Source organism: Pseudomonas sp. IT-P100 (genome assembly GCF_949767185.1).
Taxonomy (GTDB): Bacteria; Pseudomonadota; Gammaproteobacteria; order Pseudomonadales; family Pseudomonadaceae; genus Aquipseudomonas; species Aquipseudomonas fluorescens_B.
In genome coordinates, this window is record NZ_CATKQK010000005.1 from 36,754 (window position 1) to 58,690 (window position 21,937).

Here is a 21,937-nt window from a genome sequence, read left to right on the forward strand (position 1 = left end):
CTGTCCGGTTATCTCAGGAAGCCCCTCATTCCCTTTGAGTAGACGTAAAACCGGTATTACCTGTTATTGGTTTGGATCCACTCTAGCATAGCCGTTGATGGCCATTGAACACCATTGAAATATTTCCTGCAAAGGCTCTAGTACGGGCGTTCCAGCGGAACACATTGAGCCAGAGCTGTTTGCTCGGTCAGATTCTGACAATCCCGGCAAGTGGCATTGCCAGCCCATGACTCTCTATCGGCAGGACTGGCGGGCACTGCACCCGAAAATCGATGTTTGGTGGTAAGCTCGCGCACCATGAATATCTACAGCTCTCGCCCCGTTGTCCTCTGTCTCTCCGGCCACGACCCAAGTGGTGGCGCCGGCTTGCAGGCAGATATCGAAGCCCTGCTTGCCCAGGGTTGTCATGCGGCCCCGGCCGTCACCGCCCTGACCGTGCAAGACACGGTCAATGTCACTGACTTCCGCGTCCTCGACCGAGAGTGGGTGCTGGCTCAGGCCAACGCCGTGCTCAACGATTCCGAAGTCGCTGCCGTCAAACTGGGCATGCTCGGCTCCCTGGAAATGGTCGACACCGTCGTCGAACTGCTGCAGGCGCACCCGCACTTGCCGATGGTCTGTGACCCGGTGCTGCGCGCCGGCGGTGGCGGACGACTGGGCAAGGATGAAGTCGGCTACGCCATGCGCGAACGCCTGCTGCCTTTGGCCATCATCGCCACCCCTAACCTTCCCGAAGCCCGCATCCTCGCCGAACTGCCCGAAGGCACCGCGGACGAGTGCGCTGAAAAACTCCTGCCCTACGTCAAACACCTGCTGATCACCGGCGGCCATGGCGATGAAGATGAAATCCACAATCGCCTGTACAGCCGCGACGGTGGTCGCGAAACTTTCACCTGCCAGCGCTTGCCCGGCAGTTACCACGGTTCCGGTTGCACACTGGCCAGCGCCCTCGCCGGTCGTCTGGCCCAGGGTGAAAACCTCGTCAGCGCCGTGCAGACCGCGCTTAACTACACGTGGCGCACCCTGCGCGATGCAGAGCAGCTGGGCAAAGGTCAGTTCGTGCCGCGCCGCCTGCCACTGGATTTCTGTTCGTAACGCCATGAGGCATGTCCGATGAAACTACGTGGCCTTTACGCCATTACCGATAGCCAGTTGCTGGCCGGTAAATTCCTGTCGTACGTGGAAGCCGCACTGGAAGGCGGCGTCACCCTGCTGCAATACCGCGACAAGAGCAGCGACGAGGCCCGCCGCTTGCGAGAGGCCGAAACCCTGCGCGATCTGTGCGAACGCTACAAGACTCAGTTGATCATCAATGACGACGCCGAGCTGGCTGCGCGCCTGAACGTCGGCGTGCACCTGGGCCAGACCGATGGCCCGCTGACCCCGGCCCGTGCGCTGCTGGGTCGCCAGGCGATCATCGGTTCAACCTGCCACGCGCAACTCGAACTCGCCGAACAAGCCGCCAAGGAAGGCGCCAGCTACGTCGCCTTCGGCCGTTTCTTCAACTCCAATACCAAACCCGGCGCACCGACCTGCAGCCTTGAGTTGCTCGATCAGGCCCGCAGCAAACTGCACCTGCCGATCTGCGCAATCGGCGGCATCACCCTGGACAACGCTGCGCCACTGGTGGCCCACGGGGTCGATCTGCTGGCGGTGGTCCACGGCCTGTTTGGTGCCGAAAGCACGGCGGAAGTCACCCGTCGCGCCCGCGCCTTTAATGCCCTGCTTTCCAAGTAGCCTTAAAAGTCTGATTTGAGAGTCCCATCATGTCTCGTTCCGAAACCCTGTTTGCCAATGCCCAGAAACACATTCCCGGTGGCGTGAACTCGCCTGTTCGCGCATTCAAGAGCGTGGGTGGCACGCCGTTGTTCTTCAAACACGCGGAAGGCGCCTACGTCACCGACGAAGACAACAAGCGCTATGTGGATTACGTCGGCTCCTGGGGCCCGATGATCCTCGGCCACAGCCATCCGGACGTGCTGGACGCGGTACGCAAACAGCTGGAGCACGGCTTGTCGTACGGGGCCCCGACCGAGATGGAAACCGAAATGGCCGACCTGGTCTGCTCGATCGTGCCGTCGATGGAAATGGTGCGCATGGTCAGCTCCGGCACCGAAGCGACCATGAGCGCGATTCGCCTGGCCCGCGGTTTTACCGGCCGCGACAGCATCATCAAGTTCGAAGGCTGCTACCACGGTCACTCTGACAGCCTGCTGGTCAAGGCCGGTTCCGGCGCCTTGACCCAAGGCGTGCCGAGCTCGGCCGGCGTACCGGCCTCCTTTGCCAAGCACACCCTGACCCTGCCGTTCAACGACATCGACGCCGTGGCAACCATGCTCGCCGAAGTCGGCCAGGACGTGGCCTGCATCATCGTCGAGCCGGTGGCCGGCAACATGAACTGCGTACCGCCGGCGCCGGGCTTCCTCGAAGGCCTGCGGACCCTGTGCGACAAGCACGGCGTGGTGCTGATTTTCGACGAAGTGATGACCGGTTTCCGCGTCGCTCTCGGCGGTGCTCAAGCGCATTACGGCGTCACGCCAGACCTGACCACGTTCGGCAAGATCATCGGTGGCGGCATGCCGGTTGGCTGCTTCGGCGGCAAACGCGAAATCATGTCGCACATCGCGCCACTGGGTCCGGTTTATCAGGCGGGCACCTTGTCGGGTAACCCGCTGGCGATGGCGGCCGGTCTGACGACTTTGCGCCTGATCAGCCGCCCCGGCTTCCACGCCGAACTGAGCGACTACACCAGCCGCCTGCTCGATGGCCTGCAACAGCGCGCCGATGCTGCTGGCATTCCGTTCGTGACCACGCAGGCCGGCGGCATGTTCGGCCTGTACTTCAGCGGCGCCGACGACATCGTCACGTTTGATGATGTGATGGCCAGCGACGCGAAGCTGTTCGGCCGTTTCTTCCACCTGATGCTCGAAGGCGGCGTGTACCTCGCGCCGAGTGCATTCGAAGCCGGCTTCACCTCGATTGCCCACGGCGAAACCGAGTTGAAACTGACACTGGATGCCGCCGAGCGCGCATTTGCCGCACTGAAATAATGCTGAGCCGCTGACGTTGGCGATTGCCAGCGTCAGCTTTTGCCTACATTCCAGCGTCTTTTCTTACTCATCTGCCGATAATCCCCCGTAAACCGGGCGATATATTCCCCGCGCAGCAGAAAAACGAGTAAAGACTTTGTAAGGTTGGCCCTGCTTATTTCATAATGCGCGCTTATTGGATCCCTCGATGGGTCCGCGCGCCCCTCAGAGGTAAGTCGATTCCCATGAACCGCACCGGCCGCGCCCTTGCATTGGGCTGCCTGTTGCTCCTTCAGCCCCTGCTCGCGCTCGCACAAGCAGGCGGCAACTCGTTGTTAATCCCAGCGATGGGTCGCTGCACCCTCAATACCCAGCCGCAAGACCTGGAACAGGCGCTCGCCGCCTGCCAGAAAGCGTCGGATGACGGGGATGCGCAAGCGCAATACGAGTTGGGTGAGTTCTACTACGACGGCAAAAACACCCCGCGCGACCTCAAGAAAGCCCTGGATTACTTCGAAAAGGCCTCGCTGCAAGGCCATGCCCAGGCGCAATTCAAACTCGGCACCATGTTCTTCCACGGCGAAGGCGTACCGGCCAATAACGTCCAGGCGTATATCGTGCTGAAAATGGCCGCGGTCAATGGGGCGGAAGAAGCGCTGGATACTGCGGACGAAGTCGCCGAGAAGATGCCGCGTGAAGAACTTGAGGTAGCGACTCAGGTGCTTGGGCAGATCTTCCGCAAGTACCTGATGGAATTGCAAAGCGCCGATGGGCGTACACCGTTTTCGCCACTGCCCTGATTGACGCAGGCCCCTGTGACGAGGGAGCTTGCTCCCGCTCGGCTGCGCAGCAGTCGTAACGTCAAACAATGCGGTGAATCAGAAAAACGGTGTTTGCAGAGTTTAGGGCCGCTTCGCGCCCCAGCGGGAGCAAGCTCCCTCGCCACAAACAACCCAGTTCATTTCAAAAGCTTTCCTGCTTACTTCTCCGGCATCGGCATCGGAAACGGCATGACATTGCCGACCGCGCCGCGGGCTTCGCTGATTTTCGGCGTGCCAAGACGCTCGACTTCGTCGATGCGCACGATCGAATGCATCGGCACAAAACTGCGCACGACACCTTCGAACTGAGCCTTGAGCTTCTCTTCGCTCGGGTCGACGACCACTTGCGTGCGCTCGCCAAAGACGAACTCTTCCACTTCCAGGAAGCCCCACAGATCACTTTGATAGATCTGCTTGGCGTACATTTCGTACACCTGGCCCTGGTTGAGGAAAATCACCTTGTAGATTGGAGCTTCACGTTTGGTCATGGTGGGCGAGCAACACATCGGGGGATAAAAATGAGGGCGCGAACTATAGCATAGCCACCGGACGCACAGCGGTAGGAACCTTGGAGCATGTTCCCTATAATGCGCGGTTCTTTGAATCACGTGATGACTGTATCCATGGCCAAGAAGCTTTACATCGAAACCCACGGTTGCCAGATGAACGAGTACGACAGCTCGCGCATGGTCGATCTGCTGGGCGAACACCAGGCCCTGGAAGTCACCGCTCGCGCTGAAGACGCCGACGTGATCCTGCTCAACACCTGTTCGATCCGCGAACGCGCCCAGGACCGGGTGTATTCCCAGCTCGGCCGCTGGCGTGAACTGAAACTGGCGAACCCGGAGATGGTGATTGCCGTCGGCGGTTGTGTCGCCAGTCAGGAAGGCGCCGCCATCCGCGATCGCGCTCCTTATGTCGACGTGGTCTTCGGTCCGCAAACACTGCACCGCCTGCCGGAAATGATCGACGCCGCCCGCGCCACCAAATTGCCGCAAGTGGACGTCTCGTTCCCGGAAATCGAAAAATTCGACCATTTGCCGGAGCCGCGCATCGATGGCCCGAGCGCTTACGTCTCGGTCATGGAAGGCTGCAGCAAATACTGCACGTTCTGCGTAGTGCCCTACACCCGCGGCGAAGAAGTCAGCCGACCGTTCGATGACGTGATTGCCGAAATCATCCACCTCGCTGAAAACGGCGTGCGGGAAGTGACGTTGTTGGGCCAGAACGTCAACGGCTATCGCGGCACCACCCACGACGGTCGCCTCGCGGATCTGGCCGAGTTGATTCGTGTCGTCGCGGCTGTCGATGGCATCGATCGGATTCGCTACACCACGTCCCATCCGCTCGAGTTCTCCGACAGCCTGATCCAGGCTCACGCCGAAGTGCCGGAGCTGGTGAAGCACCTGCACCTGCCGGTGCAATCCGGTTCGGACCGCATTCTTTCGGCGATGAAGCGCAACCACACCGCGCTGGAATACAAATCCAAACTGCGCAAGTTGCGCGCGGCCGTGCCAGGGATCTGCATCAGCTCGGACTTTATCGTCGGCTTCCCCGGCGAGACCGAAAAAGACTTCGAACAAACCATGAAGCTGATCGAAGACGTCGGTTTCGACTTCTCCTATTCGTTTGTCTACAGCCAGCGCCCGGGCACGCCGGCGGCCGATCTGGCCGACGAAACGCCGGAAGAGCTGAAAAAAGAACGACTGAACGCCCTGCAACATCGCCTGAACCAGCAGGGTTTCGAGATCAGCCGACAAATGGTCGGTTCGATCCAGCGGATTCTGGTCACCGATTACTCGAAAAAAGACCCCGGCGAGCTGCAAGGCCGGACCGAGAATAACCGGATCGTCAACTTCCGCTGCGACAATCCAACCCTGATCGGCCAATTCGCCGATGTGCACATCGATGCGGCGCAACCGCACTCGCTGCGGGGTTCGCTGATCCAGTAACCCCCGTCACAGAGAACCTTTGTGGCGAGGGGATTTATCCCCATTGGGCTGTGCAGCAGCCCCAAAAACAGGACTGCTGCACAGCCCAATGGGGATAAATCCCTTCGCCACAGTTCAGGCGTCAAATTTCAGCATCCATTTAAGAGCTTTCGCACCCGCCTCACTGGCGTTATCCTTGATTTCATCTTAATTGCCCCAGGGCGGCTAAATACGACCTTGAACGCACCCATAGAACCACATCGTTTCATCCTCGAGCCCTTTGAGGCTCGCCGCTTCGCCAATCTGTGCGGGATGTTCGACGAGCACCTGCGCTTGATCGAGCAACGCCTGACCATCGAGATCCGCAACCGCGGAAACCAGTTCGAGCTGATCGGCGACCCCAAACACACCACCTCCGCGGAAAACCTCCTGCGCCGTCTGTACCGGGAAACCAAAGGTACCGAGCTGTCGCCGGACGTGGTTCACCTGTTCCTGCAGGAATCGGCCGTCGAAGCGCTGGACAACGTTTCCCCGTCCGAACCCTCCGTGGCCCTGCGCACCAAGAAAGGCATGATTCGCCCTCGTGGCTTGAATCAGTTGCGCTACGTGAAGGAAATCCTCGGTAACGACATCAACTTCGGCATCGGTCCGGCCGGTACCGGCAAGACCTACCTGGCCGTCGCCTGCGCGGTAGACGCGCTGGAACGCGAGCAGATCCGGCGCATCCTGCTGGTCCGACCGGCGGTTGAAGCGGGCGAAAAACTCGGCTTCCTGCCGGGCGACCTGTCGCAAAAGATCGACCCGTACCTGCGCCCGCTCTACGACGCACTCTACGAAATGCTCGGCTTCGAATACGTCGCCAAGCTGATCGAGCGCCAGGTGATCGAAGTTGCGCCGCTGGCCTACATGCGCGGTCGCACGCTGAACAACAGTTTCATCATCCTCGACGAAAGCCAGAACACCACCGTCGAGCAGATGAAAATGTTCCTGACCCGGATCGGCTTCGGCTCCACGGCGGTCATCACCGGTGACATCACCCAGGTCGACCTGCCCAAAGGCACCAAGTCCGGGCTGCACCATGTGATCGAAGTGCTGAAAGACGTGCCGGGCATCAGCTTCACCCATTTCATGCCCAAGGACGTTGTGCGCCATCCACTGGTGCAGCGGATCGTCGAAGCCTATGAGCGCTTCGAGAATCGCGTGGCCGACGAAACGCCAAAGGACAGTCGCCGCGATGCTTGAGCTTGATCTGCAACTCGCGACTGAAGCGCCCGCCCCCAGCGAAGCCGAGTTCCGCCAATGGTGCGAACTGGCCCTGCGCCAGCGTACCGCCGACTCCGAAATGACCATTCGCCTGGTCGACGAAGCCGAAGGCCGCGAACTGAACCACACCTGGCGGCAGAAAGATTACGCCACCAACGTGCTGTCGTTTCCGGCGGACGTGCCTGATGAGTTTCTCGATATCCCGCTGCTGGGCGATCTGGTGATCTGCGTGGCGGTGGTCGAGCGCGAAGCCGCGGAACAAGGCAAGGAGCCAACGGCCCACTGGGCACATCTGGTCATTCACGGCTGCTTGCATCTGCTGGGTTACGACCATATAGATGACGATGAAGCCGAAGAAATGGAAGCGCTGGAACGAACGTTGCTTGCCGAACTGGGCTATCCCGATCCGTACGCGGACGACGAAATTGAAACATCCACTATCGTGACAACAAAGGATTCAGAGTAATCGCTATGAGCGAAGATCGATCGAGCAACGGGCAGAAGTCATGGCTGGGTAAACTCACCCAGGCTTTTGCCCACGAGCCGAAGAACCGCCAGGAGCTGCTGGAGCTTCTGCGCGATGCGCACCAAAACAAGTTGCTGGACAGCGAAGCGCTGGCCATCGTCGAAGGCGCCATCCAGGTTGCGGACTTGCAAGTACGGGACATCATGGTCCCGCGCTCGCAGATGATCAGCATCAAGGCGACCCAGACACCCCGCGAGTTTTTGCCGGCCGTGGTCGACTCGGCCCACTCCCGTTACCCGGTCATCGGCGAAAGCCACGATGACGTGATGGGCGTGCTGCTGGCCAAGGACTTGCTGCCGTTGATCCTCAAGGAGAACGGCGACAGCTTCAACATCAAGGACCTGCTGCGTCCGGCCACCTTCGTGCCCGAGTCCAAGCGCCTGAATGTGCTGCTGCGCGAGTTCCGCGCCAACCACAACCACATGGCCATCGTTATCGATGAGTACGGCGGTGTGGCGGGTCTGGTGACCATCGAAGACGTACTGGAACAGATCGTCGGCGACATCGAAGACGAGCACGACGTCGAAGAAGACAGCTACATCAAGCCTCTTCCCAGCGGTGATTTCCTGGTCAAGGCCCTGACGCCGATCGAAAACTTCAACGAGTTCTTCGACAGCGAATTCTCCAACGACGAGTTCGACACCGTCGGTGGCCTCGTGATGAGCGCGTTCGGGCACTTGCCGAAACGCAATGAAATCACTGAAATCGGCCCCTATCGCTTCCGCATCCTGAACGCCGACAGCCGTCGGATTCACTTGCTGCGCCTGACGCCTATTGCCCGGTAATTCTAAGGATTGAAATGCATCGTATGACCCGCCCCGGCTGGCCCGGTAACCTGCTGGCCGTGGCGGCCGGTGCACTCACCACCCTGGCCCTGGCGCCGTTCGACATTTGGCCGCTGGCGTTGCTGGCGGTCGGCTTTTTCTACGCCGGCTTACGTGAACTGAGCCCCCGCCAGGCCCTGGGCCGTGGCTGGTGCTTCGGTTTCGGCCTGTTTGGCGCCGGCACCAGCTGGATCTACTACAGCATTCACAACTTTGGCGGCGCTTCGGTGCTGCTCGCCGGGTTCCTGATGCTGCTGTTCACCGCGGCGATTGCCTGGTTCTTCGCACTGCCGGCCTGGATCTGGGCGCGCTGGTTGCGTCGCAACGAGGCGCCGCTGGCCGATGCCATGGCGTTTGCGGCGTTGTGGGTCGGCCAGGAAGCGTTTCGCGGCTGGTTCCTCACCGGCTTCCCATGGCTTTATTCCGGTTACAGTCAGCTCGACGGCCCGTTGGCCGGGCTCGCCCCCGTAGGCGGGATGTGGCTGGTGTCCTTCACCCTGGCCTTGACCGCCGCACTGATCTACAACGCTTCGCGCCTGATCAAGACCGGTCGCAAAGCCTTTATCGTGGCGGGTGCGCTGCTGTTGGTCGGCCCTTGGGTCGCCGGCATCACGCTTAAAGGCCATGCCTGGACCAGCCCGTCTGGCCCTGCGCTGAGCGTCGCGGCGATTCAAGGCAATATCGAACAAAGCATGAAGTGGGACCCGGCGCAGCTCAACGCGCAGCTGGCGCTGTACCGCGACATGAGCTTCAGCTCGAAACGGGTCGACCTGCTGATCTGGCCGGAAACGGCGGTCCCGGTGCTCAAGGAGTCCGCCGAGGGCTACCTGAGCATGATGGGCAATTTCGCCGCAGAGCGTAAAACCGCACTGATCACCGGCGTACCCATCCGCCAGGAAGTCCGCCACGAGAAGCGTTTTTTCAACGGCATCACCGTCGTCGGCGAAGGCGACGGCACTTACCTCAAGCAGAAGCTGGTGCCGTTCGGCGAATACGTGCCATTGCAGGACATACTGCGCGGCCTGATCGCCTTCTTCGACCTGCCAATGTCGGACTTTGCCCGCGGCCCCGCCGATCAGGCGATGCTGCAAGCCAAGGGCTATCAGATTGCGCCGTACATCTGCTACGAAGTGGTTTACCCGGAGTTTGCCGCCAGCCTCGCGGCTCGCAGCGATCTGTTGCTGACCATCAGCAACGACACCTGGTTCGGCACTTCCATCGGCCCGTTGCAACATTTGCAGATGGCGCAGATGCGCGCGCTGGAGGCCGGCCGCTGGATGATCCGTGCCACCAACAACGGCGTGACCGGGCTCATCAACCCGTTCGGTCAGATCACCACGCAGATCCCGCAGTTCGAACGCGGCATCCTGTACGGCGAAGTGGTGCCAATGCATAACCTGACGCCTTACCTGCAATGGCGTTCGTGGCCGTTGATCATCGTGTGCGTGTTGTTGTTTGGCTGGGCGTTGATCGCGAACCGGATGGCCAAAACCGTTTAATCGCAGCGCCTGCAAAAGATTTTCAGCGGTAAAACAATGAATACCCGATCTGGCCCACCGCCTCATTCATCAGCTGCCCGCTCTGCCAGATCGACTTGAACTCAGGCATCCAGCCACCCAATGGCCGGGCATTGTCCACGCCTAGGAACCCCACTGGTGCGGGCACCACCTCAAATCCTGCTTTCTGGAAACTCCAGACCGCCCGCGGCATGTGCCAGGCCTGCGTCACGACCACAACACGCTTGATCCCCTGTGGCAGCAACACCTCGGCACTGAACTGCGCATTTTCCCAGGTTGTACGGCTGCGCCCTTCCTGCCAACGCACGGTTACACCGAAATCATCGAGTAACGAGTCCGCCATCAATCGGGCTTCTGTCGGTGGCGTGCCGTAATGCAGGCCGCCACTGGTCAGGATCGGCAAGCCTGACGCCTTGGCCAGTCTTGCGGCATAACGTTCTCGCTCCAGACCGACACCGGTCGGCTGATCGTCGCCCCAAGCCAGATCGCCCCGCTCACGCCCGGAACCCAGCACCACGATCGCATCAGCGCGCTGACTCAGGGTCGCCCATTCGGTGCGATCCAGCGCCGGCTCCCGCTCCAGCGCCTTGGCGCTCCATTGCACTACCACCGGCAAACTCATCAGCCAGAAGCCACCGAAGCCCAGCGCAAAGCACAGTCCGGCCAGCCGTGGCCTCGAGCGGCGAAACCACCAGGCAAGCGCCAGCAACAGCAATAAAATGCCGGGCGGCAGCAGAAGTTGTTTTACGAAATAACGAAAAGGCATCGAGCATCTCCAGAAGATGCTCGAAGCCTAAGTGGATTGACGCAATGCGACAACAAATGCGGAAGGACTATGCTTCAAAAAACCATGTGTCATGGCTTCAAGTGCCCTTACTTGAATTGCAGAGACCGGACCTTTACCGCGTCCCTGCCCGGTGCCTTGTCCTTGAGCCAGATGATCTTGGCCGAACGTGGTGCGTCTAGTTGCTTCACTGCTTCTGACAAGCATCCGTGTGTTTCACGTTCACAGCGGTCCAGATACGCCTTGACCAGTGCAAATTCTGCGGGGCTCAGGCCACGCAACTCCAGCTCAAGGGGGCATTCATCGCGCAATCGGCCAGCGGTTTTTGCCGCGTCCAGGGCCATTCCCAGACGATCGATCAGTCTTTCGTACAGCTCCGGCTTTGTAACTTTTTGCTGTGACTCAACCATCCCTCACCTCATTGAAGATAAGACTCACTCCCCATTTAGAGCTTAGCTTCGCTGAACAAACCGGCTGGATGCCGCGACCAACGGCCCTCGCGACCCTTTTTGCAGGACGCGCGGCAGTAATCAGGGTTTCCCTCGGTAGAGTGCGGTCATGTATGCTACGGCGCTTCCTGTAACTCCACTTCCAGCTCGCTTGGGCACCGCAACGCCGATTTGGCGTGATCACCGTCCAGCGTTGCATTGAAGAGGATTAGGCCACCCCTATTCAGTTCAAAAGTAGCCATGCACGAACAATATCAGCCCCGTGAAATCGAAGCCGCCGCCCAGTCATTCTGGGACGAGCAAAAGTCCTTTGAAGTCAGTGAACAGCCAGGCAAGGAGACGTTCTACTGCCTGTCGATGTTCCCTTACCCCAGCGGCAAGCTACACATGGGGCACGTGCGCAACTACACCATCGGCGACGTGATCTCCCGCTACCAGCGCATGCAAGGCAAGAACGTCCTGCAACCCATGGGTTGGGACGCCTTCGGCATGCCGGCGGAAAACGCCGCGATGAAGAACAACGTAGCGCCCGCCAAGTGGACCTACGAAAACATCGCCTACATGAAAACCCAGCTGCGCAGCCTGGGCCTGGCGGTGGACTGGTCCCGTGAAGTGACCACCTGCAAACCGGATTACTACCGCTGGGAACAATGGCTGTTCACCCGCCTGTTCGAAAAAGGCGTGATCTACAAGAAAAGCGGCACCGTGAACTGGGACCCGGTCGACCAGACCGTCCTGGCCAACGAACAGGTGATCGACGGTCGCGGCTGGCGTTCCGGCGCGCTGATCGAAAAGCGCGAAATCCCGATGTACTACTTCAAGATCACCGCCTACGCGGATGAGCTGCTGGAGAGCCTCGACGAACTGACCGGCTGGCCTGAACAGGTCAAGACAATGCAGCGCAACTGGATCGGCAAATCCCGCGGCATGGAAGTGCAGTTCCCGTACAACGTCGACTCCATCGGCGAAACCGGCGCACTGAAAGTCTTCACCACCCGTCCGGACACCCTGATGGGCGCGACCTACGTTGCCGTGGCCGCCGAACACCCCCTGGCCACCCTGGCCGCACAGAACAACCCTGAGCTGCAGGCGTTCATCGCTGAATGCAAGGGCGGCAGCGTCGCCGAAGCCGACGTCGCCACTCAAGAGAAAAAGGGCCTGCCGACCTCGCTGTTCGTCGAGCACCCGCTGACCGGCGAGAAACTCCCGGTATGGGTCGCCAACTATGTGCTGATGCACTACGGCGATGGCGCGGTGATGGCTGTTCCGGCTCACGATGAACGTGATTTCGAGTTCGCCACCAAGTACAACCTGCCGATCAAATCCGTGGTGCGCACCAGTTCCGGTGACACCAACCCGGCCCCTTGGCAGGATGCGTACGGCGAGCACGGCACGCTGATCAACTCCGGCGAATTCGACGGCCTCGACTTCCCAGGCGCGTTCGACGCCATTGAAGTCGCGCTGCTCAAGAAGAACCTCGGCGCCTCGCGCACCCAGTTCCGCCTGCGCGACTGGGGCATCAGCCGCCAGCGTTACTGGGGTTGCCCGATCCCGATCATCCACTGCACCACCTGCGGTGATGTGCCGGTCCCGGAAGATCAACTGCCGGTCGTGTTGCCCGAAGACGTGGTACCGGACGGCGCTGGTTCGCCATTGGCGCGCATGCCTGAGTTCTACGAGTGCAGTTGCCCGAAATGCGGTGCACCGGCCAAGCGTGAAACCGACACCATGGACACCTTCGTCGAGTCCTCGTGGTACTACGCCCGTTACGCCTCGCCACACTATGAAGGCGGTCTGGTGGAAAAATCGGCGGCCGATCACTGGTTGCCGGTGGATCAATACATCGGCGGTATCGAACACGCGATCCTTCACCTGCTGTACGCGCGCTTCTTCCACAAGCTGATGCGCGACGAAGGCCTGGTGAGCTCCAACGAGCCGTTCAAGAACCTGCTGACCCAGGGCATGGTGATCGCCGAGACTTACTATCGTCGCGAAGCCAACGGTGCCTACACCTGGTTCAATCCGGCGGACGTCGAACTCGAACGCGACAGCAAGGCCAAGGTCATCAGCGCCAAACTGATCGCAGATGGCCTGCCGGTAGAAATCGGCGGCACCGAGAAGATGGCCAAGTCAAAGAACAACGGCGTCGACCCTCAGTCGATGATTGACCAGTTCGGTGCAGATACCTGCCGCCTGTTCATGATGTTCGCCTCGCCACCCGACATGAGCGCGGAATGGTCCGACTCCGGAGTAGAAGGTTCGCACCGTTTCCTCAAGCGCGTCTGGCGCCTGGCTCAAGCCCACGTCACTCAGGGCCTGCCGGGCAACCTGGACGTCGCCAGCCTGAACGACGAGCAGAAAGCCGTTCGCCGTTCGATCCACCTGGCCATCAAGCAGGCCAGCCACGACGTCGGCCAGAACCACAAATTCAACACGGCCATCGCCCAGGTGATGACGCTGATGAACGTACTGGAAAAGGCCCCGCAAGGCACTGAACAGGATCGCGCGCTGGTTCATGAAGGTCTGGAAGCCGTGACGTTGCTGCTGGCTCCGATCACCCCGCACATCAGCCACGAGCTGTGGAATCAACTGGGTCACGCAGACCCGGTGATCGACGCCGGTTGGCCGGTGGTGGACGAAACCGCACTGGTTCAGGACAGCCTGACGCTGGTCATCCAGGTCAACGGCAAGCTGCGCGGCCAGATCGAGATGCCGGCCACCGCGACTCGCGAAGAAGTCGAAGCCGCTGCCCGTGTCAACGAGAACGTGCTGCGCTTCGTCGATGGCCTGACTATTCGTAAAGTGATCGTAGTGCCCGGGAAACTGGTCAATATCGTCGCCAGCTAATTGGATCAGGCGCCAGGGAGCCTGGCGCCGAGTAAAACCTTTCGGGCCGCACGGTCGGCCCACATGGTTTCAAGGGGAGCAACAAGATGATCAAACGCAATTTGCTGGTGATGGGCCTTGCGGTCCTGTTGAGCGCCTGCGGTTTCCAGCTGCGCGGCACCGGTACCTATGAACTCGCCTTCAAGGAACTCGACCTGAGTGCACGCAACTCCTATGGAGAAACCGTGACCATGATGCGTCAGTTGCTGGAGAGCAGCGGCGTCAATATCCACACGGGCGCACCTTACAAACTGGTGCTGGCCGATGAGCAGGAAAGCCAGCGCATCCTCAGTTATGCGGGCGCCGGCCGTACTGGCGAGTACCAGGTCACTACAGTACTCAACTACGACATCCGTGGTGAGCACAATCTTGCGCTGCTGAGCGACAAGCTCGAAGTGCAGAAAGTCTTTATCCACGACGGCAACAACCTGGTGGGTTCCGATCAGGAAGCCACCGATGCTCGCAAGGAGATCCGTCGCGAACTGGTACAACGCATGATGCTGCGCTTGCAGCAACTGTCGCCGGCCCAGCTGGATCAGTTGCAACAGACCGCCGAGGCCAAGGCCAAGGCTGAAGCTGCGGCACTGGAAGCCGCACAGAAGGCTGAAGCGGAAACGCCGCGTCAGTCGCCTATCGAAATCCCGCAGCAGTAAGACTTACGGGGCGCTCAGGCGCCCCGTTCGCCCTCTCTTATGAAACTCGCCCCCGCCCAACTCGCCAAACACTTGCAAGGTGCTCTCGCGCCGGTCTACGTCATCAGTGGCGACGACCCGTTGCTGTGCCAGGAAGCCGCTGACGCCATTCGTGCCGCCGCTCGCCAACAGGGTTTCGACGAACGCCAGGTGTTTGCCGCCGACGCCAGTTTCGACTGGGGCACGTTGCTGCAGGCCGGCGCAAGCATGTCGTTGTTCGCTGAAAAACGCCTGCTGGAGCTGCGTCTGCCGTCCGGCAAACCCGGTGACAAAGGGGCGGCCGCGTTCATCGAATACTGCTCGCGACCAGCTGAAGACACCGTGTTGCTGATCAGCCTGCCAAAACTCGATGGCAGTGCGCAGAAAACCAAGTGGGGCAAGGCGTTGGTCGAAGGCCAGCACACTCAGTTCGTGCAAATCTGGCCGGTGGATGCCAACCAGTTGCCGAGCTGGATCCGCCAGCGCTTGTCCCAGGCCGGGCTCTCCGCCAGCCAGGACGCCGTCGAGCTGATCGCCGCGCGCGTCGAAGGCAATCTGCTGGCCGCCGCCCAGGAAATCGAAAAGCTCAAGCTGATGGCCGAAGGCGGCCAGATCACCGTCGAGACCGTACAAGCGGCGGTGGCCGACAGTGCACGCTTCGATGTCTTCGGCTTGACCGATGCGATTCTCAACGGTGAAGCAGCGCATGCCCTGCGTATGCTCGAAGGCTTGCGCGGTGAAGGCGTCGAGCCGCCGGTGATTCTCTGGGCCCTGGCCCGTGAACTGCGCCTGCTCGCCAACCTGTCGCTGCAATACAGTCAGGGCGTGCCGCTGGACAAAGCCTTCAGCTCTGCCCGACCGCCGGTCTGGGACAAACGCAAACCGCTGATGAGCAAAGCCCTGCAACGCTACTCGGCACAACGCTGGGCGCAGCTGTTGCTGGAAGCACAGCGGATTGACGCACAGATCAAAGGCCAGGCTGCGGGTTCGCCGTGGATGAGTCTGAGTCGGTTGTCGCTGTTGATGGCCGGGCAAAGATTGTCGTTGCCAGCGGAGTAAGATCAAAAGATCCTGGTTCCTACACAAAACACATCCATTTGCACTGTAGACAGAACCCCAACTTCGGCAGATGATTTCCCCCGCAACCCCCACTCACTTGCGAGAAATCATCATGAGCAAAAAGCCATCTAAAAATGGCCCCAACAAGGCCAAATCCATCATCGCCCAGCCACTGTTCCGCAGCCGTCAGGAACGAGCCGGCAAGGGCAAAGGCAGCTACCGCCGCGAAGCCTTCCAGTCTGACAACTGGGAGGCTTCTTACTTTCTGGCGGCCTGAAAGGCAAGCCAGCGCTCAACATGTTAAGGTCTGCACCTGATTCGTATTCCCTGGACCCGTGCATGCCCTTTTGTATTTCCCGTCGTTGGCACCTGCGCCAATTGATAGCTGCCTCCAGCCTCGTTCTGCTTGTCGCCTGCGCGGAAAAACCGACCGCCGCCGACGCCCAACCGCTTCAGACCCTTCCCGTCGCGACAGCCCCTGCGGTGATCCCGCCCGTGGTGCCGACCGGAGAAAATCTCGACATCCTGCCGACCCAGACCTTCGCCGAATGGCAGGCGGGTTTTCGCAAGGATGCCCTGGCCGCCGGCATCCGCGCCGACCTGTTTGATCGCGCCTTCGCCAATGTCAGCCTGGACACCAGCGTAATCCGTGCCGACCGCAGCCAGCCGGAGTTTTCCCGCCCGGTGTGGGAATACCTCGACGGCGCCCTGTCGCCGCTGCGTGTGCGCAAAGGCCAGGCACTGGTCAACCAATACGCCGACATCCTGCAAAGCATCGAACAACGCTACGGCGTCGATCGTCAGGCGCTGGTCGCGGTGTGGGGCATGGAAAGTAACTTCGGCCAGTTTCAGGGCAGCAAGTCGGTGATCAACTCCCTGGCGACCCTGGCCTACGAAGGCCGGCGTCCTGGTTTCGCCCATGCGCAATTGATCGCGGCCCTGCAGATCCTGCAACAGGGTGATATCGAGCCGGAGCAGATGCTCGGTTCCTGGGCCGGCGCCATGGGCCAGACCCAGTTCATCCCGACCACCTACAACACCCATGCCGTGGACTTCGATGGCGACGGTCGCCGCGACATCTGGGGCAGCTCCGCCGACGCCCTGGCCTCGACCGCCCACTACCTGCAAAGCTCTGGCTGGCAAAAAGGTCAGCCGTGGGGCTTTGAAGTTCAGCTACCGGGGAGCTTCAACTACGTGCTGGCTGATGGCACGATCCGCAAGACTGTCGCCGAATGGCGGCAACTGGGCGTGACGCTGCCTAACGGCGGGCAGGTTCCAGCAGGCTCCGAATACCTGTCCGCGGCACTGTTGCTGCCGGCGGGTTATCGCGGCCCGGCATTCCTGGTGCTCGACAACTTCCGTGCGATCCTCAAGTACAACAACTCTTCGTCCTATGCGCTGGCGGTCAGTTTGTTGTCCGAACGTTTCAACGGCGCGGGTCTGATCAACGGCACCTGGCCCAAGGATGATTTGCCGCTGAGCCGTACCGAGCGGATCGAGCTGCAAAACCTGCTGAGCGCCCAGAAATACGATGCAGGCACCGCCGACGGCATCATTGGTGCCAACACCCGCAAGGCGATTCGCAGTGCGCAGCAGTCGTTTGGCTGGCCGGCGGATGGGTACCCGACGCACAAGTTGCTCGAAGGCCTGCGTAACCGCTAAAAACAAAAGATCGCAGCCTTCGGCTGCTCCTACAGGGTTTTGCATTCACCTGTAGGAGCTGCCGAAGGCTGCGATCTTTTTTGTAGCCCCGCTACTTACCTGACCACCACATCCTGCTCCAGCACCAATTCCTTGCTCCCCGCATCCAGCCTCACCAACGCCCCCAGCGGCAACGTCAGGTTCGGATCGCAATGCCCGCTGCGCCACCCCGACAGCACCGGTATCCGCAACGGCTCAAAGGTCTGCTTGAGCAAACGCTCCAGCGCGACCGTATCGACCCCCGCCACATCCCCCACCAGAACCCCGCGCAGCTTGCCCAGCGTGCCCGCCAGGCGCAGATGAGTCAGCAGCCGGTCAATCCGATACAACGGCTCGTTGATGTCCTCGATAAACAGAATGACGCCCTCGGCATCGATTTCATAAGGCGTGCCCATGGTCGCGGCAATCATCGCCAGATTGCCTCCCAACAAGCGCCCGTGAGCGATACCTGGCTCGATGGTCGTCAACGGATAGGCTACCGGGTGCGCCAGCACGCTGCCCGCCTTCACCTGCCCTCTGAGCATGTTGAAAAACGAAGCCTCGGTAGGCTTTTGCTTGTCACCCAACAGATCGGCATTGAGCAACGGACCATGAAAGGTCACGAACCCCGCATAACGGCTGATCGCCAGGTGCAGCGCCGTGATATCGCTGTAGCCGATGAACGGCTTGGCGTTGTTTTGCAGCAACTCGAAATCGATGCGGTCGAGCAAACGCGGTGTGCCGTAACCGCCGCGCAGACAAATAATTGCATCGACCTCACAGTCGGCGAACGCCGCGTGCAAGTCATTGAGGCGCACATCGTCGCTGCCGGCCAGGTAGCCGTCCTGCTCGTAGACACCGGGAAAAATTCGCAGCGCGTAACCGCGAGCCCGCATCCAGGCCACGGCTTTGTCGGTGTCCAGGGCTGCGGGGCCGGCAGGCGCGATTACGCCGATCAGCCCTTCCCGGGGCAACGCCGGCACCGGCGTATGTGGAAACAGTGTGTGGGTCGGTCGAACGGTCATCCATGAATCTCCCTGCGCGAAATCTTCAGCACACAGTAGTCAGGAACGGGGACAAACAGAAGAGGGTCAGTCGCCCCGCAGGTTGCAGGAAAAAACGGTGATCGCCGTAGGCAAGGCGAAAAAATGCCCGCAAGGCCGGAAAGCCATGCGGGCATTTTGTATTTCTCACCGCGTGATCAGGACGACATCAGCTCGGCTTTAACCAGCTTCGCCTGCTCGTCGGCGTGGTACGAGGAACGTACCAGCGGGCCGGAAGCGACGTTCTTGAAGCCCATTTTGTAACCTTCCTCGGCGAACCAGGCGAAGGTGTCCGGGTGCACGAAACGCTGCACCGGCAAGTGGCTGCGGGACGGTTGCAGGTACTGGCCCAGGGTCAGCATGTCGATGTCGTGTTCACGCATGCGCTTCATGACTTCGATGACTTCTTCGTCTGTCTCGCCCAGACCCAGCATCAGGCCGGACTTGGTCGGAATGTGCGGCATCATCTGCTTGAAGCGTTGCAGCAGGGTCAGCGACCACTGGTAGTCCGAACCCGGACGCGCAGCCTTGTACAGGCGCGGCACGGTTTCCAGGTTGTGGTTGAACACATCCGGTGGCTCGGCGGCGGTGATTTCCAGCGCGACGTCCATGCGGCCACGGTAGTCCGGAACCAGGGTTTCGAGCTGCACATTCGGCGACAGCTTGCGGATCTCGCGGATGCAGTCGGCAAAGTGCTGGGCACCGCCGTCACGCAAGTCGTCGCGGTCAACCGAGGTGATCACCACGTATTTCAGTTTCAGGTCGGCAATGGCGATGGCCAGGCTTTCCGGCTCATTGACGTCCAGTGGTTTCGGACGGCCGTGGCCCACGTCGCAGAACGGGCAGCGACGGGTGCAGATATCGCCCATGATCATGAACGTCGCGGTGCCGCCGGAGAAGCACTCGCCCAGGTTCGGGCAGGACGCTTCTTCGCACACGCTGTGCAGCTTGTGTTTGCGCAGCAGGGCCTTGATGCGGTCGACTTCCGGGGAAACCGGGATGCGCACGCGGATCCAGTCGGGTTTCTTCGGCAGTTCGGTGGTCGGGATGATCTTCACCGGGATGCGTGCAACCTTCTCGGCGCCGCGCAGCTTGACGCCGGCTTCTACCTTGGCACGCGGGGCCGGACGCTCGGTGACATCCAGCGTCGGGATCATGGTTTGCACTGCATCAGTAGTCATATCAGTCGATTCCGCCCGTTAGGGTCGTCTGCTCAGCATAGTCGAGGTGTTTGACGAGCTGCGCGCGCAGCCGGGCACTTACCTCGGCAAATTCAATCGATCCTGCGTGATCGCTCAGCTGGGTCATCGCCAGCCCGGCGTAGCCGCAGGGATTAATCCGTCGAAACGGTTCCAGGTCCATGTCCACGTTCAGGGCCAGGCCATGAAAGGAACAACCGTGGCGGATCCGCAGACCCAGGGAAGCGATTTTCGCGCCGTCGACGTAGACGCCCGGCGCATCCGGCTTCGCCGCGGCAGTGACGCCGTAACTGGCCAGCAGCTCGATCAGGCAGTGTTCCATGCGGGTGACCAGGTCACGCACGCCGAAACCGAGCTTGCGTACATCGAGCAACAGGTAGGCCACCAACTGACCGGGGCCGTGATAAGTCACCTGGCCACCACGATCGACCTGCACCACCGGAATATCCCCTGGCAGCAACAAGTGCTCGGCCTTGCCGGCCTGGCCCTGGGTGAACACCGGTGGGTGTTCCACCAGCCAGATCTCGTCAGCGGCATCGCTACCACGCTCGTTGGTGAAGCGCTGCATGGCATGCCAGACCGGCTCGTATGCCATCTGGCCGAGGTCGCGAAAGCCCAGCGTGCCAGACATCACAGCACCATGTGCACGAAACCGGTAGCCCGCAACTCGCTGTTGATGTCGTACAGCTGTTCTTGACCGGTGGCGATGATGTGCAGCTGGATAGTCGTGTACTTGCCGTTGGTACTCTGGCGCTCGGCCAGGGTCTTGTGGTCAACGGTCGCGTGTTTCTCGAGGATCGCGATGATCTTGTCCTTGAAACCCACGCCGGTGTCGCCGATCACCTTGATCGGATAATCCGCGCAGGGGAATTCGATCTTTGGCGCATTTACTTCGGTGTCTGTCATGGCGTAACGGCCTCGTAAGCCGTGGCAACGGACATGGCCCCGCTCCGGATTGGAGCGGGGCCATGAGAGTCCACACTAATTCAGTTGAACAAGCCGTAGAAGAATAGACGGATGCTATCCCACATGCGACGGAAGATACCACCCTCGTCGACCGCGTCCAGGGCGATCAGGTCAGCGCTGTGCACCACCTTGTCGTCCAGTTTCACTTCGACTTTGCCGATCACGTCGCCCTTGGCGATTGGCGCAACCAGTTGCGGGTTCATGGTCATGCTGGCGGCGAGCTTTTTCAGCTGGCCTTTTGGCAGGGTCATGGTCAGGTCTTCAGCCAGGCCGGCCTTGACTTGATTGGTGCTGCCTTTCCAGACAGGGGCCTGGGCCAGCTCGGCGCCTTTCTGATAGAAGGTCTGGGTTTCGAAGAAACGGAAACCATAGGTCAGCAGCTTCTGGGTTTCCGATGCGCGGGCCACTTCGCTGTTGGTGCCGAACACCACGGCGATCAGGCGCATGCCATCACGAACGGCCGAAGACACCATGCAGTAGCCGGCTTCTTCGGTGTGGCCGGTTTTCAGACCGTCAACGGTCTTGTCGCGCCACAGCAGCAGGTTGCGGTTAGGTTGCTTGATGCCGTTCCAGAAGAACTCTTTCTGCGAGTAGATCGCGTAGTGAGCCGGGTCTTCGTGGATGATCGCGCGAGCCAGCACGGCCATGTCGTGGGCCGACGAGTAGTGCTCCGGGTTCGGCAGGCCGGTCGGGTTCATGAAGTGGCTGTTGGTCATGCCCAGGTCGGCCACGGTTTTGTTCATCATGTCGGCGAAAGCGTCTTCGCTGCCGGCGATGTGCTCGGAGAGCGCAACACTGGCGTCGTTGCCCGACTGAATGATGATGCCGTGCAGCAGGTCGCTGACCGTCACTTGCGAACCGACCTTGATGAACATCCGCGAACCGCCGGTGCGCCAGGCGTTTTCGCTGACGGTCACCGGATCGTTTTCGCCGATCTGGCCACGACGGATTTCCAGGGTCGCGATGTACGCGGTCATCAGCTTGGTCAGGCTGGCAGGCGGCAGACGCTGGTCACCGTTGTTCTCGACCAGCACGTTGCCGCTGCTGGCATCCATGAGCACGTAGGCTTTGGCGGCCAGTTGTGGCGGCGACGGCATCATCTCGACCGCAAAAGCGGCAGGCGAGAGGAGCAGCGGGACTAGAAGGCACAGGCGTTTGGCAAAGGTGGTGATGTTCATCCGTCTCTCGAAATCGCTAATGGAAACTGCCCGAGGGCAAAACTAATCAGACAACCTTCTAACGGGTTGTCGCGTGTTCAGTCGTTCACTCAGAACCCTTGCCGGGCTTTT

The 21,937-nt window shown here is 60.6% G+C and carries 22 protein-coding genes; 14 read left to right on the forward strand and 8 right to left on the reverse strand.

What is annotated here, in order from left to right; all coding sequences use genetic code 11:
* The first annotated feature begins 297 nt into the window (after positions 1–297).
* The 4 genes from ACM6IQ_RS04080 (at position 298) to ACM6IQ_RS04095 (ending at position 3,829) form a co-directional block, all read left to right on the forward strand.
* On the forward strand, positions 298–1,095 hold the full coding sequence (locus tag ACM6IQ_RS04080) for a hydroxymethylpyrimidine/phosphomethylpyrimidine kinase (RefSeq protein ID WP_017340977.1): 798 nt from the start codon (positions 298–300) through the stop codon (positions 1,093–1,095).
* Positions 1,096–1,113: 18 nt separating this feature from the next.
* Positions 1,114–1,737 (forward strand): thiamine phosphate synthase, encoded by a 624-nt coding sequence (gene thiE, locus ACM6IQ_RS04085; protein ID WP_017340978.1) that lies wholly within the window; start codon positions 1,114–1,116, stop codon positions 1,735–1,737.
* 29 nt (positions 1,738–1,766) lie between these two features.
* Positions 1,767–3,050: a glutamate-1-semialdehyde 2,1-aminomutase gene (gene hemL / locus ACM6IQ_RS04090; RefSeq protein WP_017340979.1), complete on the forward strand. Its 1,284-nt coding sequence runs from the start codon at positions 1,767–1,769 to the stop codon at positions 3,048–3,050.
* A 224-nt stretch (positions 3,051–3,274) separates the two neighbouring features.
* Entirely contained in the window at positions 3,275–3,829 is a 555-nt protein-coding gene (locus ACM6IQ_RS04095; protein WP_017340980.1) for a tetratricopeptide repeat protein, read from the forward strand.
* Between the two features lie 179 nt (positions 3,830–4,008).
* Here the strand turns inward: ACM6IQ_RS04095 and ACM6IQ_RS04100 are convergent, their stop codons facing one another.
* Positions 4,009–4,338 (reverse strand): DUF1820 family protein, encoded by a 330-nt coding sequence (locus ACM6IQ_RS04100; RefSeq protein ID WP_007894425.1) that lies wholly within the window; start codon positions 4,336–4,338, stop codon positions 4,009–4,011.
* Between the two features lie 135 nt (positions 4,339–4,473).
* On the opposite strand from ACM6IQ_RS04100, the gene miaB reads away from it, so the two are divergent.
* The 5 genes from miaB (at position 4,474) to lnt (ending at position 9,893) form a co-directional block, all read left to right on the forward strand.
* Entirely contained in the window at positions 4,474–5,802 is a 1,329-nt protein-coding gene (gene miaB / locus ACM6IQ_RS04105) for a tRNA (N6-isopentenyl adenosine(37)-C2)-methylthiotransferase MiaB (RefSeq protein WP_031319146.1), read from the forward strand.
* A 216-nt stretch (positions 5,803–6,018) separates the two neighbouring features.
* A complete protein-coding gene (locus ACM6IQ_RS04110) occupies positions 6,019–7,023 on the forward strand; it encodes a PhoH family protein (RefSeq protein WP_031319147.1) in 1,005 nt (334 codons plus the stop codon).
* A complete protein-coding gene (ybeY, locus tag ACM6IQ_RS04115; RefSeq protein ID WP_017340983.1) occupies positions 7,016–7,510 on the forward strand; it encodes an rRNA maturation RNase YbeY in 495 nt (164 codons plus the stop codon). Before ACM6IQ_RS04110 ends, ybeY begins: the two co-directional genes overlap by 8 nt.
* A gap of 5 nt (positions 7,511–7,515) precedes the next feature.
* A complete protein-coding gene (locus ACM6IQ_RS04120) occupies positions 7,516–8,355 on the forward strand; it encodes an HlyC/CorC family transporter (protein WP_017340984.1) in 840 nt (279 codons plus the stop codon).
* Between the two features lie 14 nt (positions 8,356–8,369).
* A complete protein-coding gene (gene lnt, locus ACM6IQ_RS04125; RefSeq protein WP_017340985.1) occupies positions 8,370–9,893 on the forward strand; it encodes an apolipoprotein N-acyltransferase in 1,524 nt (507 codons plus the stop codon).
* Positions 9,894–9,915: 22 nt separating this feature from the next.
* Here lnt and ACM6IQ_RS04130 read toward each other — a convergent pair whose 3' ends face one another.
* Both ACM6IQ_RS04130 and ACM6IQ_RS04135 read right to left on the reverse strand, forming a co-directional pair.
* Positions 9,916–10,677 carry a YdcF family protein gene (locus tag ACM6IQ_RS04130; RefSeq protein WP_414878122.1) on the reverse strand — a complete coding sequence of 254 codons (762 nt, stop codon included), beginning with the start codon at positions 10,675–10,677 and terminating at the stop codon, positions 9,916–9,918.
* A gap of 107 nt (positions 10,678–10,784) precedes the next feature.
* Positions 10,785–11,105: a hypothetical protein gene (locus ACM6IQ_RS04135; protein ID WP_017340987.1), complete on the reverse strand. Its 321-nt coding sequence runs from the start codon at positions 11,103–11,105 to the stop codon at positions 10,785–10,787.
* Positions 11,106–11,384: 279 nt separating this feature from the next.
* Here ACM6IQ_RS04135 and leuS point away from each other — a divergent pair, with 279 nt between their 5' ends.
* The 5 genes from leuS to ACM6IQ_RS04160 all read left to right on the forward strand — a co-directional run bounded on the left by leuS (position 11,385) and on the right by ACM6IQ_RS04160 (position 17,422).
* Positions 11,385–13,991, forward strand: coding sequence for a leucine--tRNA ligase (gene leuS, locus ACM6IQ_RS04140; RefSeq protein WP_414878123.1), 2,607 nt, complete (start codon positions 11,385–11,387; stop codon positions 13,989–13,991).
* An 86-nt stretch (positions 13,992–14,077) separates the two neighbouring features.
* On the forward strand, positions 14,078–14,683 hold the full coding sequence (lptE, locus tag ACM6IQ_RS04145) for an LPS assembly lipoprotein LptE (protein ID WP_017340989.1): 606 nt from the start codon (positions 14,078–14,080) through the stop codon (positions 14,681–14,683).
* Between the two features lie 39 nt (positions 14,684–14,722).
* On the forward strand, positions 14,723–15,760 hold the full coding sequence (holA, locus tag ACM6IQ_RS04150; protein ID WP_017340990.1) for a DNA polymerase III subunit delta: 1,038 nt from the start codon (positions 14,723–14,725) through the stop codon (positions 15,758–15,760).
* A gap of 112 nt (positions 15,761–15,872) precedes the next feature.
* A complete protein-coding gene (gene arfA / locus ACM6IQ_RS04155; RefSeq protein ID WP_017340991.1) occupies positions 15,873–16,037 on the forward strand; it encodes an alternative ribosome rescue factor ArfA in 165 nt (54 codons plus the stop codon).
* A gap of 62 nt (positions 16,038–16,099) precedes the next feature.
* Positions 16,100–17,422 (forward strand): lytic murein transglycosylase, encoded by a 1,323-nt coding sequence (locus ACM6IQ_RS04160; RefSeq protein ID WP_017340992.1) that lies wholly within the window; start codon positions 16,100–16,102, stop codon positions 17,420–17,422.
* Between the two features lie 95 nt (positions 17,423–17,517).
* Here the strand turns inward: ACM6IQ_RS04160 and ACM6IQ_RS04165 are convergent, their stop codons facing one another.
* The 5 genes from ACM6IQ_RS04165 to ACM6IQ_RS04185 all read right to left on the reverse strand — a co-directional run bounded on the left by ACM6IQ_RS04165 (position 17,518) and on the right by ACM6IQ_RS04185 (position 21,826).
* Complete coding sequence (locus ACM6IQ_RS04165) at positions 17,518–18,465, reverse strand: S66 peptidase family protein (protein WP_017340993.1); 948 nt, start codon at positions 18,463–18,465, stop codon at positions 17,518–17,520.
* Positions 18,466–18,641: 176 nt separating this feature from the next.
* Positions 18,642–19,664 (reverse strand): lipoyl synthase, encoded by a 1,023-nt coding sequence (gene lipA, locus ACM6IQ_RS04170; protein ID WP_007946663.1) that lies wholly within the window; start codon positions 19,662–19,664, stop codon positions 18,642–18,644.
* Between the two features lies 1 nt (position 19,665).
* The gene (gene lipB, locus ACM6IQ_RS04175) at positions 19,666–20,313 is read right to left on the reverse strand and encodes a lipoyl(octanoyl) transferase LipB (protein ID WP_017340994.1); all 648 of its coding nucleotides are present in this window, start codon (positions 20,311–20,313) and stop codon (positions 19,666–19,668) included.
* The gene (locus ACM6IQ_RS04180; RefSeq protein ID WP_017340995.1) at positions 20,313–20,588 is read right to left on the reverse strand and encodes a DUF493 domain-containing protein; all 276 of its coding nucleotides are present in this window, start codon (positions 20,586–20,588) and stop codon (positions 20,313–20,315) included. The genes lipB and ACM6IQ_RS04180 overlap by 1 nt, the downstream gene beginning before the upstream one ends.
* Positions 20,589–20,668: 80 nt before the next feature.
* Positions 20,669–21,826: a D-alanyl-D-alanine carboxypeptidase family protein gene (locus ACM6IQ_RS04185; RefSeq protein WP_414878124.1), complete on the reverse strand. Its 1,158-nt coding sequence runs from the start codon at positions 21,824–21,826 to the stop codon at positions 20,669–20,671.
* Between the last annotated feature and the right edge of the window lie 111 nt (positions 21,827–21,937).

Bases quoted from the DNA above. Each gene is read 5' to 3' on its own strand.
- arfA (WP_017340991.1), top strand. From the start codon at position 15,873: ATGAGCAAAAAGCCATCTAAAAATGGCCCCAACAAGGCCAAATCCATC.
- ACM6IQ_RS04095 (WP_017340980.1), top strand. From the start codon at position 3,275: ATGAACCGCACCGGCCGCGCCCTTGCATTGGGCTGCCTGTTGCTCCTT.
- ACM6IQ_RS04180 (WP_017340995.1), bottom strand. From the start codon at position 20,588: ATGACAGACACCGAAGTAAATGCGCCAAAGATCGAATTCCCCTGCGCG.
- thiE (WP_017340978.1), top strand. From the start codon at position 1,114: ATGAAACTACGTGGCCTTTACGCCATTACCGATAGCCAGTTGCTGGCC.
- ACM6IQ_RS04130 (WP_414878122.1), bottom strand. From the start codon at position 10,677: ATGCCTTTTCGTTATTTCGTAAAACAACTTCTGCTGCCGCCCGGCATT.
- lipB (WP_017340994.1), bottom strand. From the start codon at position 20,313: ATGTCTGGCACGCTGGGCTTTCGCGACCTCGGCCAGATGGCATACGAG.
- hemL (WP_017340979.1), top strand. From the start codon at position 1,767: ATGTCTCGTTCCGAAACCCTGTTTGCCAATGCCCAGAAACACATTCCC.
- ybeY (WP_017340983.1), top strand. From the start codon at position 7,016: ATGCTTGAGCTTGATCTGCAACTCGCGACTGAAGCGCCCGCCCCCAGC.
- ACM6IQ_RS04135 (WP_017340987.1), bottom strand. From the start codon at position 11,105: ATGGTTGAGTCACAGCAAAAAGTTACAAAGCCGGAGCTGTACGAAAGA.
- ACM6IQ_RS04100 (WP_007894425.1), bottom strand. From the start codon at position 4,338: ATGACCAAACGTGAAGCTCCAATCTACAAGGTGATTTTCCTCAACCAG.
- holA (WP_017340990.1), top strand. From the start codon at position 14,723: ATGAAACTCGCCCCCGCCCAACTCGCCAAACACTTGCAAGGTGCTCTC.
- leuS (WP_414878123.1), top strand. From the start codon at position 11,385: ATGCACGAACAATATCAGCCCCGTGAAATCGAAGCCGCCGCCCAGTCA.
- ACM6IQ_RS04185 (WP_414878124.1), bottom strand. From the start codon at position 21,826: ATGAACATCACCACCTTTGCCAAACGCCTGTGCCTTCTAGTCCCGCTG.
- lnt (WP_017340985.1), top strand. From the start codon at position 8,370: ATGCATCGTATGACCCGCCCCGGCTGGCCCGGTAACCTGCTGGCCGTG.
- ACM6IQ_RS04120 (WP_017340984.1), top strand. From the start codon at position 7,516: ATGAGCGAAGATCGATCGAGCAACGGGCAGAAGTCATGGCTGGGTAAA.
- ACM6IQ_RS04160 (WP_017340992.1), top strand. From the start codon at position 16,100: ATGCCCTTTTGTATTTCCCGTCGTTGGCACCTGCGCCAATTGATAGCT.
- ACM6IQ_RS04165 (WP_017340993.1), bottom strand. From the start codon at position 18,465: ATGACCGTTCGACCGACCCACACACTGTTTCCACATACGCCGGTGCCG.
- miaB (WP_031319146.1), top strand. From the start codon at position 4,474: ATGGCCAAGAAGCTTTACATCGAAACCCACGGTTGCCAGATGAACGAG.
- lipA (WP_007946663.1), bottom strand. From the start codon at position 19,664: ATGACTACTGATGCAGTGCAAACCATGATCCCGACGCTGGATGTCACC.
- ACM6IQ_RS04080 (WP_017340977.1), top strand. From the start codon at position 298: ATGAATATCTACAGCTCTCGCCCCGTTGTCCTCTGTCTCTCCGGCCAC.
- lptE (WP_017340989.1), top strand. From the start codon at position 14,078: ATGATCAAACGCAATTTGCTGGTGATGGGCCTTGCGGTCCTGTTGAGC.